The organism is Mycobacterium sp. PTI7 (assembly GCF_056679845.1).
Genome location: NZ_CM155252.1, coordinates 2,285,154 through 2,300,812, shown reverse-complemented (window position 1 = coordinate 2,300,812; position 15,659 = coordinate 2,285,154). Strand labels below are relative to the sequence as shown.

At 72.2% G+C, this 15,659-nt stretch carries 16 protein-coding genes; 11 read left to right on the top strand and 5 right to left on the bottom strand.

Annotation, left to right across the window (positions count from 1 at the left end; genetic code table 11):
- The first annotated feature begins 6 nt into the window (after positions 1-6).
- The 5 genes from AC1MEY_RS11125 to AC1MEY_RS11105 all read left to right on the top strand — a co-directional run bounded on the left by AC1MEY_RS11125 (position 7) and on the right by AC1MEY_RS11105 (position 5,947).
- Positions 7-990, top strand: a complete 984-nt coding sequence (locus AC1MEY_RS11125) for a helix-turn-helix transcriptional regulator (RefSeq protein WP_480231422.1) — start codon at positions 7-9, stop codon at positions 988-990.
- 31 nt (positions 991-1,021) lie between these two features.
- Positions 1,022-1,294: a Sec-independent protein translocase subunit TatA gene (gene tatA, locus AC1MEY_RS11120; RefSeq protein ID WP_480230685.1), complete on the top strand. Its 273-nt coding sequence runs from the start codon at positions 1,022-1,024 to the stop codon at positions 1,292-1,294.
- Between the two features lie 62 nt (positions 1,295-1,356).
- Positions 1,357-2,304 carry a twin-arginine translocase subunit TatC gene (gene tatC / locus AC1MEY_RS11115; RefSeq protein ID WP_480230684.1) on the top strand — a complete coding sequence of 316 codons (948 nt, stop codon included), beginning with the start codon at positions 1,357-1,359 and terminating at the stop codon, positions 2,302-2,304.
- Positions 2,288-5,074 carry a DEAD/DEAH box helicase gene (locus AC1MEY_RS11110; RefSeq protein ID WP_480230683.1) on the top strand — a complete coding sequence of 929 codons (2,787 nt, stop codon included), beginning with the start codon at positions 2,288-2,290 and terminating at the stop codon, positions 5,072-5,074. Before tatC ends, AC1MEY_RS11110 begins: the two co-directional genes overlap by 17 nt.
- Positions 5,075-5,137: 63 nt before the next feature.
- Positions 5,138-5,947 (top strand): DUF4333 domain-containing protein, encoded by an 810-nt coding sequence (locus tag AC1MEY_RS11105; protein ID WP_480230682.1) that lies wholly within the window; start codon positions 5,138-5,140, stop codon positions 5,945-5,947.
- 6 nt (positions 5,948-5,953) lie between these two features.
- On the opposite strand, the gene AC1MEY_RS11100 is transcribed toward AC1MEY_RS11105, so the two are convergent.
- Positions 5,954-6,910 (bottom strand): 5'-3' exonuclease, encoded by a 957-nt coding sequence (locus AC1MEY_RS11100; RefSeq protein ID WP_480230681.1) that lies wholly within the window; start codon positions 6,908-6,910, stop codon positions 5,954-5,956.
- 22 nt (positions 6,911-6,932) lie between these two features.
- Here AC1MEY_RS11100 and AC1MEY_RS11095 point away from each other — a divergent pair, with 22 nt between their 5' ends.
- Positions 6,933-7,328: a VOC family protein gene (locus tag AC1MEY_RS11095; RefSeq protein WP_480230680.1), complete on the top strand. Its 396-nt coding sequence runs from the start codon at positions 6,933-6,935 to the stop codon at positions 7,326-7,328.
- Between the two features lie 10 nt (positions 7,329-7,338).
- Positions 7,339-8,484, top strand: a complete 1,146-nt coding sequence (locus tag AC1MEY_RS11090; RefSeq protein WP_480230679.1) for a M24 family metallopeptidase — start codon at positions 7,339-7,341, stop codon at positions 8,482-8,484.
- Here AC1MEY_RS11090 and AC1MEY_RS11085 read toward each other — a convergent pair.
- Positions 8,481-8,906 carry a F420-dependent biliverdin reductase gene (locus AC1MEY_RS11085; protein WP_480230678.1) on the bottom strand — a complete coding sequence of 142 codons (426 nt, stop codon included), beginning with the start codon at positions 8,904-8,906 and terminating at the stop codon, positions 8,481-8,483. The genes AC1MEY_RS11090 and AC1MEY_RS11085 overlap by 4 nt on opposite strands.
- 35 nt (positions 8,907-8,941) lie before the next feature.
- On the opposite strand from AC1MEY_RS11085, the gene dprE2 reads away from it, so the two are divergent.
- From dprE2 to AC1MEY_RS11065, 4 genes are read left to right on the top strand one after another with little or no spacing between them, the layout of a single operon-like run.
- Positions 8,942-9,724 carry a decaprenylphospho-beta-D-erythro-pentofuranosid-2-ulose 2-reductase gene (gene dprE2 / locus AC1MEY_RS11080; protein ID WP_480230677.1) on the top strand — a complete coding sequence of 261 codons (783 nt, stop codon included), beginning with the start codon at positions 8,942-8,944 and terminating at the stop codon, positions 9,722-9,724.
- The gene (gene cbiE, locus AC1MEY_RS11075; RefSeq protein WP_480230676.1) at positions 9,721-10,899 is read left to right on the top strand and encodes a precorrin-6y C5,15-methyltransferase (decarboxylating) subunit CbiE; all 1,179 of its coding nucleotides are present in this window, start codon (positions 9,721-9,723) and stop codon (positions 10,897-10,899) included. Before dprE2 ends, cbiE begins: the two co-directional genes overlap by 4 nt.
- Positions 10,896-11,654: a precorrin-4 C(11)-methyltransferase gene (gene cobM / locus AC1MEY_RS11070; protein WP_480230675.1), complete on the top strand. Its 759-nt coding sequence runs from the start codon at positions 10,896-10,898 to the stop codon at positions 11,652-11,654. The genes cbiE and cobM overlap by 4 nt, the downstream gene beginning before the upstream one ends.
- Positions 11,654-12,376 carry a cobalt-precorrin-6A reductase gene (locus AC1MEY_RS11065; protein WP_480230674.1) on the top strand — a complete coding sequence of 241 codons (723 nt, stop codon included), beginning with the start codon at positions 11,654-11,656 and terminating at the stop codon, positions 12,374-12,376. The genes cobM and AC1MEY_RS11065 overlap by 1 nt, the downstream gene beginning before the upstream one ends.
- Here AC1MEY_RS11065 and AC1MEY_RS11060 read toward each other — a convergent pair.
- The 3 genes from AC1MEY_RS11060 to AC1MEY_RS11050 all read right to left on the bottom strand — a co-directional run bounded on the left by AC1MEY_RS11060 (position 12,363) and on the right by AC1MEY_RS11050 (position 15,615).
- Positions 12,363-13,424: a phosphotransferase family protein gene (locus tag AC1MEY_RS11060; protein ID WP_480231421.1), complete on the bottom strand. Its 1,062-nt coding sequence runs from the start codon at positions 13,422-13,424 to the stop codon at positions 12,363-12,365. The genes AC1MEY_RS11065 and AC1MEY_RS11060 overlap by 14 nt on opposite strands.
- Before the next feature lie 83 nt (positions 13,425-13,507).
- On the bottom strand, positions 13,508-14,992 hold the full coding sequence (locus AC1MEY_RS11055) for a precorrin-2 C(20)-methyltransferase (protein WP_480230673.1): 1,485 nt from the start codon (positions 14,990-14,992) through the stop codon (positions 13,508-13,510).
- The gene (locus AC1MEY_RS11050) at positions 14,989-15,615 is read right to left on the bottom strand and encodes a precorrin-8X methylmutase (RefSeq protein WP_480230672.1); all 627 of its coding nucleotides are present in this window, start codon (positions 15,613-15,615) and stop codon (positions 14,989-14,991) included. The genes AC1MEY_RS11055 and AC1MEY_RS11050 overlap by 4 nt, the downstream gene beginning before the upstream one ends.
- Positions 15,616-15,659: the final 44 nt, after the last annotated feature.

The window sequence follows — 15,659 nt, the reverse complement described above, 5'->3', positions numbered from 1 at the left end:
CAGCGAATGACCGGCGTCTCGACCCGCCTTGTGCGGCTGTTGAACATGGTGCCGTACTTCCAGGCCAACCCCCGGATCACCTACGACGAGGCCGCGATCGACCTCGGCGTCACGGTGGACCAGCTGCGTGAGGACCTCACGCAGCTGTTCCTGTGCGGGCTGCCCGGCTACGGTCCCGGCGACCTGATCGACTTCGAGATGGACGGCACCACCATCGAGGTCACGTTCTCGGCGGGCATGGACCACCCGCTGCGCCTCACGTCGCCGGAGGCCACCGGCATCCTCGTCGCGCTGCGGGCGCTGCTCGAGGTGCCCGGCATGGTGGACCCGGCCGCCGCGCGCAGCGCGATCGCCAAGATCGAGTCGGCGGCGGGCACGGCGAGCGGTGCCGAGGGTGGTGCGGCCGCGGCGTCGGACGAGCCGGCTCCGGTCGAGAGTTCGGCGGCGGCCGCGGTGCGGTCGGCCGTCCGCGACGACCACGCCCTCACCATCGACTACTACTCGGCGTCGCACGACGTCCTCACGACGAGGGTCGTGGACCCGATCCGCGTGGTGCTGGTGGGCGACCACAGCTACCTGGAGGCGTGGTGCCGCTCGGCGGAGGGCGTTCGGCTGTTCCGGTTCGACCGCATCGTCGACGCCCGCGTCCTCGACGAGCGCTCGGCGCCGCCCGAACCCGCGGTGGCCGCCGGGCCCGACACCTCGCTGTTCGACGGGGATCCCTCGCTGCCGTCGGCGACGCTGCTGATCGAGCCGTCGGCGTCCTGGATGTTCGACTACTACCCGCTGCGGGTCGTGCGCGAGATGGCCGACGGCACCTGCGAGGCCACCATGACCTACGCGTCGGACGCCTGGATGGCACGATTCGTGCTCGGTTTCGGCTCGGGAGTGCGGGTGTTGGAGCCGCAGTCGCTGGTCGACAGGGTGCGCGAATCCGCGGTCGCCGCGCTGAACGCCTACGAGAGTTCCCGCGCCGAAATCGCCGGGTAGACTCGGCCACGACACTTGGAGGTGACCGAAAATGGGTGGTCTGCAACCCTGGCATTGGTTGATCGTGATCGCAGTCTTCGTGCTGCTGTTCGGCGCCAAGAAGCTGCCCGACGCAGCGCGTTCGCTCGGCAAGTCGATGCGCATCTTCAAGTCGGAGATCAAGGAGATGCAGTCGGACGGCAAGCCCGAGTCGACCGACTCCGCGCCGCCCGCCGCGACCCCGATCGCCTCCGAGCGGGTCGTCCCGAGTCCCGAGCCCACGGCGCAGCCGGTGGCCGAGCCCTCCGACAAGCGCACCGCCTGACCCACGCCCCCGGCGACCGCGACGTCTCGTCGCGTCGCTAGTTGGCGTCTTCCGACGTTCCCGTGCGCACTTCCGGTCTCTTCGCCAAGTTCGATCCGCGCCGTCGACGGTCGCAGGTCAACCCCGACGGCACCATGTCGTTGGTCGACCACCTGGCCGAACTGCGCAACCGCCTGCTGATCGCCGTGGTGGCCGTCGTCGTCACGACCACCCTCGGGTTCTTCTGGTACACCCACGGCGTGTTCGGCACGCCCAGCCTGGGCGAGTGGCTGCGCCAGCCGTACTGCTCGCTGCCGGCGTCCGCGCGCGCAACGATCGCCCCCGACGGCGAGTGCCGCCTGCTCGCCACGGCGCCGTTCGACCAGTTCATGCTGCGGCTGAAGGTCGCACTGACCGCCGGCGTCGTCCTCGCCTGCCCGGTGTGGCTGCACCAGATCTGGGCGTTCATCACGCCCGGCCTCTACAAGAAGGAGCGCCGCTTCGCGTCGGTGTTCGTCGGCTTCGGCGCCACGCTGTTCATCGCCGGCTCGGTGCTCGCCTACGTGGTGCTCTCGCAGGCGTTGGCCTTCCTGCTGACGGTTGGCAGCGACGTGCAGGTCACGGCGCTCTCCGGTGACCAGTACTTCAGCTTCCTGCTCAACCTGCTGCTGGTGTTCGGCATCAGCTTCGAGTTCCCGCTGCTGATCATCATGCTGAACCTCGTCGGGATCCTGACCTATGAGCGGCTCAAGGCCTGGCGTCGCGGGTTGATCTTCGGCATGTTCGTGTTCGCGGCGTTCGCGACGCCGGGCTCCGATCCGTTCTCGATGCTGGCGCTCGCCTGCGCGCTGTCCATCCTGCTCGAACTCGCCATCCAGGTGGCCCGGTTCAACGACCGTCGCAAGGCCCGCCGCGCGGGTCTCGACGTCCCCGACGACGAGGCCGCCCCGATCGGGGAGACCGAGGACGTCGGCGCGCCGAGTCCCGTTCCCGCTCCGTCCCGCCTGACGGTCGATGACCAAGCCACCTGAGTCGTCGCTGCCCGGTGAGCTGGGCCGGTTCGCCGCGGAACTCCCGTTCGGGCTCGATCCCTTCCAGCTGCGGGCCTGCCGCGCGCTGGAGTCCGGACACGGCGTGCTCGTCTGCGCGCCGACCGGTGCGGGCAAGACGGTGGTCGGCGAGTTCGCCGTCCACCTGGCGCTCGCCGCGGGCCGCAAGTGCTTCTACACCACGCCGATCAAGGCGCTGAGCAACCAGAAGCACGCCGACCTCGTCCGGCGGTACGGCGCGGACCGGATCGGCCTGCTCACCGGTGACCAGTCGATCAACGGTGACGCCGACGTGGTCATCATGACCACCGAAGTGCTGCGCAACATGCTGTACGCCAACTCGACCGCGCTGCACGGACTCTCGCACGTCGTGATGGACGAGGTGCACTTCCTCGCCGATCGGATGCGCGGTGCGGTGTGGGAGGAGGTCATCCTCCACCTGCCGGACGAGGTCCGCCTGGTCAGTCTGTCGGCGACGGTGAGCAACGCCGAGGAGTTCGGCGGCTGGATCCAGACGGTGCGGGGCGACACGACCGTCGTCGTCGACGAGCACCGGCCGGTCCCGCTGTGGCAGCACATGCTCGTCGGCCGCCGCCTGTTCGACCTGTTCGAGGGCGGTCAGGCCGGTCCGGGGACCACGCTGGTCGACAAGGAGCTGCTGCGGCACATCTCGTTGCGCCGCGAGTCCGACCGGATGTCGGACTGGCAGCCGCGGGGACGCGGCCGGTCCGGCGGCAGGGACCGCGGTGGCAGGCCGACGCTCTACCGGCCGCCGTCACGTCCGGACGTGATCGGCACGCTGGATCGCGAGGGGCTGCTGCCCGCGATCACGTTCGTGTTCTCCCGGGTGGGCTGCGACGCCGCGGTCAAGCAGTGCCTGCGCTCGCCGTTGCGGCTCACCTCCGAGGAGGAGCGGGGCCGCATCGCCGCGGTGATCGACCGGCGCTGCGCCGACCTCGCCGACGAGGACCTCGTCGTGCTCGGCTACCACGAATGGCGCGAGGGTCTGCTGCGCGGCCTCGCCGCGCACCATGCCGGGCTGCTCCCGGTGTTCCGCCACACCGTCGAGGAACTGTTCACCGCCGGGCTGGTCAAGGCCGTGTTCGCCACCGAGACACTGGCTTTGGGCATCAACATGCCCGCCCGCACGGTGGTGCTGGAACGCCTGGTCAAGTACAACGGCGAGCAGCACGCGCCGCTGACGCCGGGGGAGTACACCCAGCTGACGGGTCGTGCGGGCCGTCGTGGCATCGACGTCGAGGGTCACGCGGTGGTGCTGTGGCAGCCCAACGACACCAGCGTCGAGCCCGCCGACGTCGCGGGTCTGGCGTCGACGCGCACGTTCCCGCTGCGCAGTTCGTTCGCGCCGTCGTACAACATGACGATCAACCTGCTGGGCCAGATGGGTCCCGAACAGTCGCGCAGACTGCTCGAGCGGTCCTTCGCGCAGTTCCAGGCCGACAAGTCGGTGGTGGGTCTGGTCCGCGGCGTGACGCGCGGCGAGAAGATGCTCGACGACATCGCCGCCGAACTGGGCGGCAGGGATGCGCCGGTGCTGGAGTACGCCCGGTTGCGTGCGGCCGTCGCCGCGAGGGAGCGGGCGCAGTCCCGGTCGTCGCGCCTGCAGCGGCGCAAGGCGACCACCGACGCGCTCGCGGCGTTGCGGCGCGGTGACGTCATCGCGATCGGTCACGGCAGGCGCAGCGGCGTCGCCGTCGTCCTCGAGGCCGCGGGCGACGCCGACGACCCACGGCCACTGGTGCTCACCGAGGAACGCTGGGCGGGCCGCATCTCGTCGGCGGACTACTCCGGCCCCTCGTCGAAGCTGGGGACGATGACGCTGCCCAAGCGGGTCGAGCACCGGCAGCCCAAGGTGCGCCGCGACGTGGCGGCCGCACTGCGGACCGCCGCGGCGTCGTTCGACGTGCCGTCGCGACGGTCGAAGCGCGACGCACCGCAGGAGCCCGACGTCGACCCCGAACTCGCCCGGCTGCGCGAGCAGGTGCGCAACCACCCCGGACACCACGAGCCCAACCGCGAGGAGCGGGTCCGGGTGGCCGAGCGGTACCTGCGCATCGAGCGCGACAACGCCGACATCGAGAAGAAGGTGTCCGCGGCCACCAACTCGCTGGCGCGCACCTTCGACCGAATCCTCCTGATGCTCACCGAGCGTGGCTTCGTGGCCGACGCCGCCCCGACCGACGGCGCCGACGACCCCAGGGTCACCGACGACGGACGGCTGCTGGCCCGCATCTACAGCGAGAGCGACCTCCTGGTGGCCGAGTGTCTCCGCCAGGGCACCTGGGACGGATTGAAGCCGGCCGAGCTGGCGGCGGTGCTGTCGTCGGTGCTGTACGAGTCCCGGGGCGACACGCCCGGTGCGGCGCCGAGTGTCGACGCGGTGAGCGCGCCGGTCCGCCGCGCCCTGGCGGCGACGCGCAGGACGTGCGCCGAGATCCGTTCCGACGAGCAGCGCCACCGGCTCTCGCCCAGTCGGGAGACCGATCCGGGGTTCGTCGCCGCGGTCTACCACTGGGCGACCACCGGGGATCTGTCCGCGGCACTGGCCGCGTCGGACACCAACGGCAGCGGGTCGCCGCTGTCCGCGGGGGACTTCGTGCGGTGGTGCCGGCAGGTTCTCGACCTGCTCGATCAGGTGCGCAACGCGGCCCCGTCGGCACCCCTGCGGGCCGCCGCGAAACGCGCCATCACCGACATTCGGCGCGGCGTCGTCGCAGTTGATGCAGGGTAGTGTGTTGCCAGCGCTTCGGTTACCCACGATGACGGCCGAGCGAGCAAGCATCAAGGAGAGACGATGAGCGGACCGCAGGGATCCGACCCGAACCAGCCGTGGTCGGGTCAGCAGTCGCCGCAGGGCGATCCGTCGGCCTGGCAGCAGCAGAACGCCACTCCCGATCAGCCCGCAGGTGACGCTCCGGCGTGGCAGCAGCAGCCGCCCGCCTACAACCCGCAGCAGTACCCCCAGACCGAGCAGTACGGTCAGCAGCCCACCGCCTACGGCCCCACGTCGTACCAGCCGCCGCAGCCCGAGCAGCAGTACGGGCAGCAGCCGCAGTACGGCCAGCCGCAGTACGGGCAGCCGGGTCAGTACGGCCAGCCGCAGTACGGGCAGCCCGGCCAGTACGGCCAGCCGCAGTACGGACAACCGGGTCAGCCCGGTCAGTACGGCCAGCCGCAGTACGGACAGCCCGGCCAGTACGGTCAGCCGGGTCAGCCGGACCAGCAGTACGGGCAATACGGCGCGCCGAACTCCGGTGACTCGTCGAAGAAGTCGCTCAAGCTCATCCTCGCGGTGGCGGGCGGTCTGGTCGCGCTGCTGGTGATCGTGGTGGTCGTGCTCGGGTTCTTCACCCCGGGGTGGTTCGTCGAGAAGCAACTCGACGTCAACGCCGCGCAGACCGGCGTCGCGCAGATCCTGGGCGACGAGGCCAACGGCTACGGCGCCAAGAACGTCTCCGACGTCACGTGCAACGACGGCGCCAACCCGCAGGTGAAGAAGGGCGACACGTTCTCCTGCGAGGTCAGCATCGACGGCACCAAGCGTCAGGTCACCGTCACGTTCCAGGACGACGACGGCACCTACGAGGTCGGTCGACCCAAGTAGCTCGCGTCAGCCGGGCAGGTCGTCGAGAGCCTTCTGCAGCCTGCCGATCGACGACGTGACGCCGTACTCGGCGGCCAATTCGGCGACCTTGCGGGGATGCCGTGCGGCCAGCGGTAGCACGTCGGAGTCGCCGGACACCGTGACGGGCGCGTCGCGTGCCACCAGCACCACCGGCTCGGCCGCGGCGATGTAGTCGGCCGCCGCCAGCAGCTTCTTGCGTTGTGCGCCCGGCATCTTCGACGACTGGTCGTTGGCGGCGGCGACGATCGCCTCGAGCGATCCGTGCTGGGCGAGCAGCGTCGCGGCGGTCTTCTCCCCGATGCCGGGCACCCCGGGCAGGCCGTCGGACGGATCACCGCGCAGCAGCGCGAGTTCGGCATAGGCGGTGCCCGCCCGCTGGAGCGGCACGCCGTAGGTCTCGGCGACCTCCTTGGGCCCGTACGTGATCGCCTTCGACAGTCCACGTCCGATGTAGAACACCCGCACCGGCACGTGCTCGTCGCCGACGAGCTGCAGCAGGTCGCGGTCGCCGCTGACGACGACGACGGGATCGGTGCGCTCGCGGGTGGCGAGGGTGCCCAGCACGTCGTCGGCCTCGTAGCCGGGCGCGCCCGCCGTCGCGATGCCGAACGCGTCCAGCATCGCCATGATCATGTCGACCTGGGGGGTCAGCTCGTCGGGCACCTCCTCGACGTCGGGATCGCCGCCCGGGTGCGCCTCCTCGACGCGGTGCGCCTTGTACGACGGGATCAGGTCGACGCGCCACCGCGGTCGCCAGTCCAGGTCGAGACACACCACCAGGCGCGACGGCCGCTCCCGGGTGATGAGCGTGGCGACGGTGTCGAGGAAGCCGCGCAACGCGTTCACCGGCCTGCCGTCGGGTGCCGTGATCGACGAGGGAACCCCGAAGTAGGACCGGAACCACATGCTCGCGCCGTCGAGAAGCAGGATGGGTGCGCTCACCCGAGTGACAGTAGCGTGGGGTATGGCCTTGACCGTCGAAAGCATCGACCACGTCGTCCTGAACTGCCGTGACGTCGAGGCCACCGCCTACTGGTACGTGCGGGTGCTCGGGATGCGGCGCGAGACGTACGGCGAGGGCCGGGTGTCGCTGACGTTCGGCACCCAGAAGATCAACGTCCGTCCCACGGGCGCCGACGGCTGGGTCACCGCCGCCGCGGACGCCCCGGGATCGCTGGACCTGTGCTTCGTCGTCGACGCCGGGGCCGACGCCGTGGGGGAGCACCTGCGCGCCCGCGGCGTCGAGATCACCGAGGGCCCGATCTCGCGGACCGGCGCCCGGGGTCCGATGACCTCGCACTACTGCCGGGATCCCGACGGCAACCTGGTCGAGGTCGCCACCTACCGGGGCGCCGATTAGCCTCGAGCGCATGGACTCCGACGTCGAGAACACCGGTCGCTTCAGCACCGACGTGTACGCCGGTCGGCTGCGCGCCGCCCAGGAGGCCACCGCGGCCGCCGGACTGGCCGGGCTGATCATCACGCCCGGATACGACCTGCGCTACCTGCTGGGGTCGCGCGCCCAGACATTCGAACGATTGACCGCGCTGGTGCTGCCGGCCGCCGGGACGCCGACCGTGGTCGTCCCGAGGATGGAGCTGGCGTCGCTACGCGAGTCCGCGGTCCCCGGTCTCGGCCTGGCCGTGCGGGATTGGATCGACGGCGAGGACCCCTACGCGCTGGTCGCCGACACTCTCGGCGGCGCTCGGGTCGCGACCGCCGTCACCGACTCCATGCCCGCCCTGCACCTGCTGCCGCTGGCCGGGGTGCTCGGCGAGGTGCCGGTGCTCGCCACCGACGTGCTGCGCCGGCTGCGGATGGTCAAGGACGCCGCGGAGATCGACGCGCTGCGCAAGGCCGGTGCGGCGATCGACCGCGTCCACGCCCGGGTGCCCAAGTTCCTGGTCCCCGGCCGCACCGAGGCCGACGTCGCGGCCGACATCGCCAAAGCGATTGTGGCCGAGGGGCATTCGGAGGTGGCGTTCATCATCGTCGGATCCGGTCCCAACGGCGCCGACCCGCACCACGAATGCTCGGACCGCGAGCTGCGCGAGGGCGACGTGGTCGTGGTCGACATCGGCGGTCCGTACGAGCCGGGCTACAACTCGGACTCGACGCGCACCTACAGCATCGGCGAACCGGCCGCCGACGTCGCGGCCCGCTACGCGGTACTGGAGCGGGCGCAGCGGGCAGCGGTCGCCGCCGTGCGCCCGGGCGTGACCGCCGAGCAGGTCGACGCCGCCGCGCGCGACGTGCTGGCCGCCGAGGGCCTCGCCGACGTCTTCGTGCACCGCACCGGTCACGGCATCGGCCTCTCGGTGCACGAGGAGCCCTACATCATCGCGGGCAACGACCTGCCGCTCGAGGTGGGCATGGCGTTCAGCGTGGAGCCGGGAATCTACTTCTCCGGCGAGTGGGGCGCGCGCATCGAGGACATCGTCGTGGTCACCGCGGACGGGGCGCTGTCGATGAACGACCGGCCGCACGAGCTGGTCGTCGTACCGGTGGGGCGTTAGTCTCCGGAGCGGTCGAGCAACTCCGACGAGCCGAGCACGCGCTCGACGCGGACCTCGATGACGACGCGCCGGGGATTGACCCGCGGGGTCCGGTACCGCTGCGCGTAGCGCAGTTCGGCGTCGCGAACGGCCTCGGTCTCGCCGCTGACGACGGACTTGCCCTCCAGCGACAGCCACCGCGCACCGTCGACCTGGCTCAGCACGGCGACGCCGCGTTCGGCGGCGTTGACGGCCTTCTGGGAGCCGCCGGTGGTGATGACGCGGGCGATGTGCGTCTTCGGGTCGAAGGTGAAGCCGACCGCCACCACGTGGGGTGAGCCGTCGGACCGCAGCGTGGTCAGCATGGCGAGGTGGCGTTCGGTGAGGAACGCGATCGCGTCGCTGGTGAGCCGCGTCGTCGCCTTGCGACCGGAAGTAGCCATCGGCACCCAACCTAGCGCAGGACATAATCGCAGCCATGAAGGACACGACGGCCCACACGGGCCCGCGCGACGAATCGGTCACGGGCGACGTGATGGTCGTGTTCGGCGGACGCAGCGAGATCGGCCTCGAGCTGGCCACCCGGCTCGCCCGGGGAGCGACGGTGGTGCTGGCCGCCCGTCGGGCCGGCGAGCTGGCCGAGGAGGCGGCGACGGTGACGGCGGCCGGCGCGGTGGCGGTACACGCGGTCGAGTTCGACGCCGACGACCTCGCGTCCCACGCGGGGCTGGTCGCGGCGATCGTCGCCGAGCACGGGCGCATCGACACGGCGGTGGTGGCGTTCGGCATCCTGGGCGACCAGGCCCGCGCGGAGGGCGACGCCGCGCACGCGGCGGCGATCGTGCACACCGACTTCACCGCGCAGGTCAGCCTCCTCACGGTGCTCGCCGCCACGATGCGCGGCCAGGGTCACGGCGACATCGTGGTGTTCTCCTCGGTCGCCGGCGCCCGGGTGCGCCGGGCCAACTACGTCTACGGGTCGGCGAAGGCGGGTCTCGACGGCTTCGCCCGCGGTCTCACCGACGCGCTGCACGGGTCGGGGGTGCGGCTGCTGCTGGTCCGGCCCGGGTTCGTGATCGGCCGGATGACCGAGGGCATGTCGCCCGCTCCGCTGTCGAGCACACCCGCCCAGGTGGCCGAGGCGGCGGCGAGGGCGCTCGCCGGCCCGCGCACGGAGATCTGGGTGCCGAGGACGCTGGGCGCGCTGGTGCTGGCGTTCCGGGTGATGCCGCGCGCGGTGTGGCGCAGGCTTCCCCGATGATCGTCGTGGTCGGCATCGGCGCCGACGGCATGGCGGGCATCGCACCGACCTCGCGGGCCGAGTTGCACCGCGCCACGGTCGTCTACGGTTCGCGCCGGCAGCTGGAGCTGCTCGACGCGTCGGTGACGGCGGTGCGCCGGGAGTGGCCGTCGCCGATGCTGCCCGGTCTGCGGACCCTGCTCGACGGCGCCGACGGCGACGTCCACGTGGTGGCCAGCGGGGATCCGCTGCTGCACGGCGTGGGCGGGGTGCTGATCCGCATGCACGGCGCCGAGCGGGTCGCGGTGCTGCCGCACGTGTCGTCGGTGACGCTGGCGTGTGCGCGGGTGGGCTGGCCGGTGCAGGACACCGAGATCATCAGCCTCGTCACCGCCGAGCCGCATACCGCGGTGCGCCGCGGCGGCCGGGCCGTGGTGCTGTCGCGGGACGGCGCCGGCCCGGCCGCGCTGGCGCGGCTGCTGACCGACACCGGCCGGGGCGACTCGGAGATGACCGTGCTCGAACAGCTCGGCGGGCCAACGGAATTGCGCCGCACGGCCACCGCCCGCGAGTGGGCGTCGCGCCCGCCGACCGGCGTGGACCCGCTCAACGTGATCGCCGTGCGCTACCTGCCCGACGAGCGCGTCCTCGCGACGCTGCCCGACGAGGACCTCGAGCACGACGGCCAGCTCACCAAGCAGTCGATGCGGGCGGTGACGCTCGCGGCGCTGGCCCCGCGGCCGGGCGAACTGCTGTGGGACGTCGGATCCGGCTCGGGCAGCATCGCCATCGAATGGACTCGCGCCGGTGCCGGGTGCCGAGCCGTCGCCTTCGAGCGCTCGGAGGAGCGGCGAACGCGCATCACCGCCAACGTGACGGCGTTCGGCGCCGCCGTGGCGGTACGGCCGGGTGCCCCCGGGGCGTTCGGCGCCGAACCCGGGCCCGACGTGATCTTCGTCGGTGGCGGGGTCAGTCAGCCCGGGTTGCTCGACGCGTGCTGGGAGCGGCTCCCGGCGGGCGGCAGGCTGGTCGCCAACGTCGTGACGGTCGAATCGGAGGCCGTTCTGGCGCAGTGGTATTCACGTCACGGGGGTGAGTTGCGGCGCTTCCAGCACTCGCGCGGCGAACCCGTCGGCGGCTTCACCGGCTGGCGGCCCGCCATGCCGGTCACCCAGTGGATCGCGAGCAAGCCGTGACCGTGTACTTCATCGGCGCCGGACCGGGCGCCGCCGACCTGATCACCGTGCGCGGCCACCGGCTGATCGAGCGCTGTCCGGTGTGCCTCTACGCCGGGTCGATCATGCCCGCGGACCTGTTGGCGCTGTGCCCGCCGGACGCGCGGGTGGTCGACACCGGACCGCTCAACCTGGACCAGATCGTCGACGAGCTGGCCGCCGCCCACGCGGCGGGCCACGACGTCGCGCGGCTGCACTCGGGCGACCCGTCGCTCTACAGCGCCATCGCCGAGCAGTGCCGGCGCCTCGACGCCCGCGGCATCGACTGGGAGGTGGTGCCCGGCGTGCCCGCGTTCGCCGCCGCTGCCGCCACGCTGGGCCGCGAACTCACGGTGCCCGGCGTCGCGCAGACCGTCGTGCTGAGCCGCGTCGCGACGCTGTCGACGGCGATGCCGCCGGGGGAGGACCTGCGCACGCTGGCGACCACCGGCGGCACCCTGGTGCTGCACCTCGCGGCGGCGCAGATCGACGCCATCGTGCCCGAGCTGCTCGCGGGCAGGTTCACGTCCGAGACACCCTGCGCAGTGGTGGCATTCGCGAGCTGGCCGCAGGAGACGGTGATCCGGTGCACGCTGGCCGACGTCGCGGAGCGGATGCATGCCGAGAACGTCACCCGCACCGCGGTGATCGTCGTCGGCGACGTGCTGGCCACCGAGGGCGGCGGCACCGACAGCTACCTGTACTCGGCGGACCGCCGCCGGGGGAGTCGGCACTAGTGCGCCTGCTGCTGCTCGGCGGTACCGGTGAGGCACGCGCGCTGGCCGCCCGCCTGCACGACCGGGTCGAGGTCATCAGCTCGCTCGCCGGCCGCGTGCCGAATCCCGCGCTGCCGGTCGGACGCGTGCGGATCGGCGGCTTCGGTGGCGCGGACGGGCTGCGGAAGTGGTTGGCCGACAACTCCGTCGACGCCGTCGTCGACGCCACGCACCCGTTCGCCGCGACCATCACCGCGAACGCGGCGGCGGCATGCCGCGCCGCGGGTGTGCCCCATCTGGTGCTGGCGCGGCCGGCGTGGTCGCCGGGTCGCGCGGTCGTGGTGGGCTCCGACGTCGAGGCCGCCCGCGTGGTCGCCGAGCACGGCCATCGGCGGGTGTTCCTGACCACCGGCCGTACCGGGACCGCGGCCTTCGTCGGCGTCGACGCGTGGTTCCTGATCCGCGCCGTCACCGCGCCGGACCCGGACACCCTGCCCGCCGACCACGAACTGCTGCTGTCCCGCGGGCCCTACCGCGTCGACGGTGAGCGGGAACTGTTGCGGCGACATCGGATCGACGCGCTGGTCACCAAGAACAGCGGCGGTGCCATGACGCACGCGAAGCTCGACGCCGCCGACGATCTCGGCGTGACCGTCGTGATGGTGGACCGACCGCCGCTGCCCGACGGCGTCGACGCGGTGGCGACCGTCGACGACGCCTGCTCCTGGGTCAGCTCCCGGTGAGCAGGGCGATGCTGCCGAGGTCGCGGATGGCCTGGCACCCGCGCTCGAGCATGACCCGCATCATCTCGTCGCCGCGATCGGTGTTGGCGGCGAACGCGCAGCCGAGCGTGGTGATCAGCGGCGCCTGCAGCATGCCCAGCCGGTAGTCCCGCCAGCACGCATCGCGGTCGTAGTCGGTGACGCCGTGGGCCAGCAGTTCGTCGTGGTAGGCGGCCACCAGGTGCTCGTCGAGGTCGGCGCGCAGGGCCGGCAGCAGGCTGGTCGCGGTGAAGTAGGCCAGGTCGCGTGCGGGCAGTCCGGCGCCGAGGGTCTGCCAGTCGACCACCGTGATCGCGGTGCGGTCGGGGGTGAACAGCAGGTTGTCGAGCCGGTAGTCGCCGTGCATCAGCGAGAAGCGGCCGGGCTCGGCGAGCAGCCACGGCGTCACCTTGGCCATGGATTGCGTTGCGGTCTGGCGATTCTCGTCGGTCATCTGGTCGCCGAGCCGGTCGAGCGTGATCTGCGTGGCCATGACGGCCAGATCGCCCATCCCCTTGGCCACGTCGGCGTTCGGCAGTGGCATCACCAGGCCGGGGAAGTCGGCCCACGCCGGGTCGCACCACGTGGGGCCGTGCAGGCCCGCGATCGCGCGCACCGCGAGTTCGGCCTCGGCCGCGTCGCAGCCGCCGATCTGGTCACCTTGCACGGCGGGGGCCATGTCGGCGAGCAGCAGCACGATGTCGCCGCCGTCGTCGGAGATGTCGCAGTAGTACACGTCGGGGATCGGCACCCGGACCGCGTCGGCGATGCGGGTGTAGAAGGCGTGCTCGGCGCGGTACCCGAGGGCGACGCGCTCGCGCACCGTCTCGTCCTGCGAGGGCAGCTTGACCGCGAACGTGCGGGGCAGGGCGACGCCGTCGTCCGAGTAGGTGACCGTCAGCCGGTACGTCGCCCCGGTCTGGCCGGTGCCGATCGGTGCGGTGTCGACGGTCGCGACGTCGGCGCCGAGCGCGGCGGTGAGGAACTCCGGTGTCACGTCGACGGGGCTGCGCGGAATCGATACGGCCATACCCGAGTCCGACGTCATGGGGCCGGACACTATCGGCGGTGCTGACAGCTGTCAACGATTCTCGACGGCGGTCGGCGGGCCGATCAGTCGGGGTATCGGCGCAGCGTGAACACGCGGTCGCCCGCACTGCTCGCGTGCCAGCGGGTCTGTGACGACCCGATGATCAGCAGGCAGCGCATGTCGACGTCGGCCGGGTCGAGGTCGCCGAGGCGCACCACGCGGACGTGCTCGCGCGGCCCGGCGACGTCGCGGCCGATCACCACCGGGGTGCCGGGATCGCGGTGCTCCAGCAGGATGTCGCGCATGGCGCCGACCTGCCAGGTGCGGGTCTTGCTGGCGGGGTTGTAGATCGCCAGGACCAGGTCGCTGGTGGCGGCCGCGGTGAGGCGCGCGGCGATGACGTCCCACGGCTTGAGTCGGTCCGACAGCGAGATCACCGCGTAGTCGTGGCCCAGCGGTGCGCCCACCCGGCTGGCGACGGCCTGGGCCGCCGTCATCGCCGGGATCACGCGCACGTCGACGTCCGGCCAGGCCTCGGCCTCCTCGAGCACGGCGGTCGCCATCGCGAACACGCCGGGGTCACCGGACGAGACGACGGCCACCGCGCGGCCCGCCCGCGCCAGCGTGCAGGCCAGCCGCGCGCGCTCGGGCTCGTCGGTGTTGTCGCTGGGGTGCAGGGTCTGACCGTCGCGCACGCCCACGCGGTCGAGGTAGGGCGCGTAGCCGATGAGGTCGGTCGCGGCGGCCAGTTCGCGCCGCGACTGCGGCGTCATCCACTCGGCGTCACCGGGTCCCAGGCCCACGACGGCGACGCTGCCCGCCGGCTCGGGCGACGGTTCCGGCGCCGGCGTCATCCCGGGCACCATGGCGATCGCGAAGTACGGCACCGAGCCGGGATCGGCGTCGGCGGCGGGCAGTACGCGCTGCCGTTCGGTGCTGGCCCGTTCGACGTAGAACGTCCGATCGAGCCGGCCGGACTCCGAGAGTGCCTGCAACACCGCGGGATACGTGCGGCCGAGCTTCATGATGACGGCGGCGTCGGTGTCGAGCAGCCGGCGCCGGAGTTCGGCGGGCGGCAGCGTGCCCGGCAGGACCGTCAGGACCTCGTCGCCCTGCACCAGCGGCGTGCCGGTGGCCGCCGAGGCCGCGCTGACCGACGTCACGCCGGGCACGATGATCGCCTCGAAGCGTTCCGTGAGCCGGGTGTGCATGTGCATGTACGAGCTGTAGAACAGCGGGTCGCCCTCGGCGAGCAGGGCGACGTCGCGGCCGGCCTCCAGGTGCACGGCGATCCGGTCGGCCGCCTCGGCGTAGAAGTCGGCCATCGCGCCCGCGTAGCCGCCGGGGTGGTCGCTGGTCTCCGTCGTCACCGGGTAGACGAGGTGCTCCTCGATCTGACCGGCCCGCAGGTACGGTTCGGCGATGCCGCGCGCGATGCTCCGGCCATGTCGCGCACTGTGATACGCCACGACGTCGGCCTCGCCGATCACCCGGGCGGCCTTGACGGTGACGAGTTCCGGGTCGCCGGGGCCGAGTCCGACGCCCCACAGCCTGCCGCGTGCGGTCATTCGCGTTCGCTGGCGATCGCGTTCACGGCGGCCGCGGCCATCGCGCTGCCGCCGCGCCTGCCGGTCACCACCAGGTAGGCCATCCCGCGGGGGCGGGCGATCAGCTCGTCCTTGGACTGCGCCGACCCGACGAACCCGACGGGACCGCCGAGCACGGCAGCCGGGACGGGCGCCCCCTCGTCGATCAGTTCGAGCAGCCGGAACAGCGCCGTCGGCGCGTTGCCGATCGCCAGCACGGCGCCGCCCATCCGCTCCGCCCACAGGTCGACGCCCGCCGCGGAGCGCGTGCTGCCCAGTTCGACGGCGAGGTCGGCCGCACGCGGATCGGTGACGAGCGGCACCACCTCGTTGTCGGCCGGCAGCCGCGCGCGGGTGATGCCCGAGGCCACCATCGACGCGTCGCAGAGGATGGGCGCACCGGCCGCCAGCGCCGCGTGGGTGCGGGTCACGACGTCGTCGGTGAACGACACGTGGTCGGCGACGTCGACCTGGCCGCAGGTGTGGATCATCCGCACCACGACACGGGACACGTCGTCGGGGAAGCGTGCCAGGTCGGCCTCGGCGCGGATGGTCGCGAACGACTGGCGGTAGATCTCCGCGGCATCGCGGACGTAGTCGAGCACCCGCTCACCCTACGGGGGGCTGCCGGGCCGGAGTCCCGCGCCGG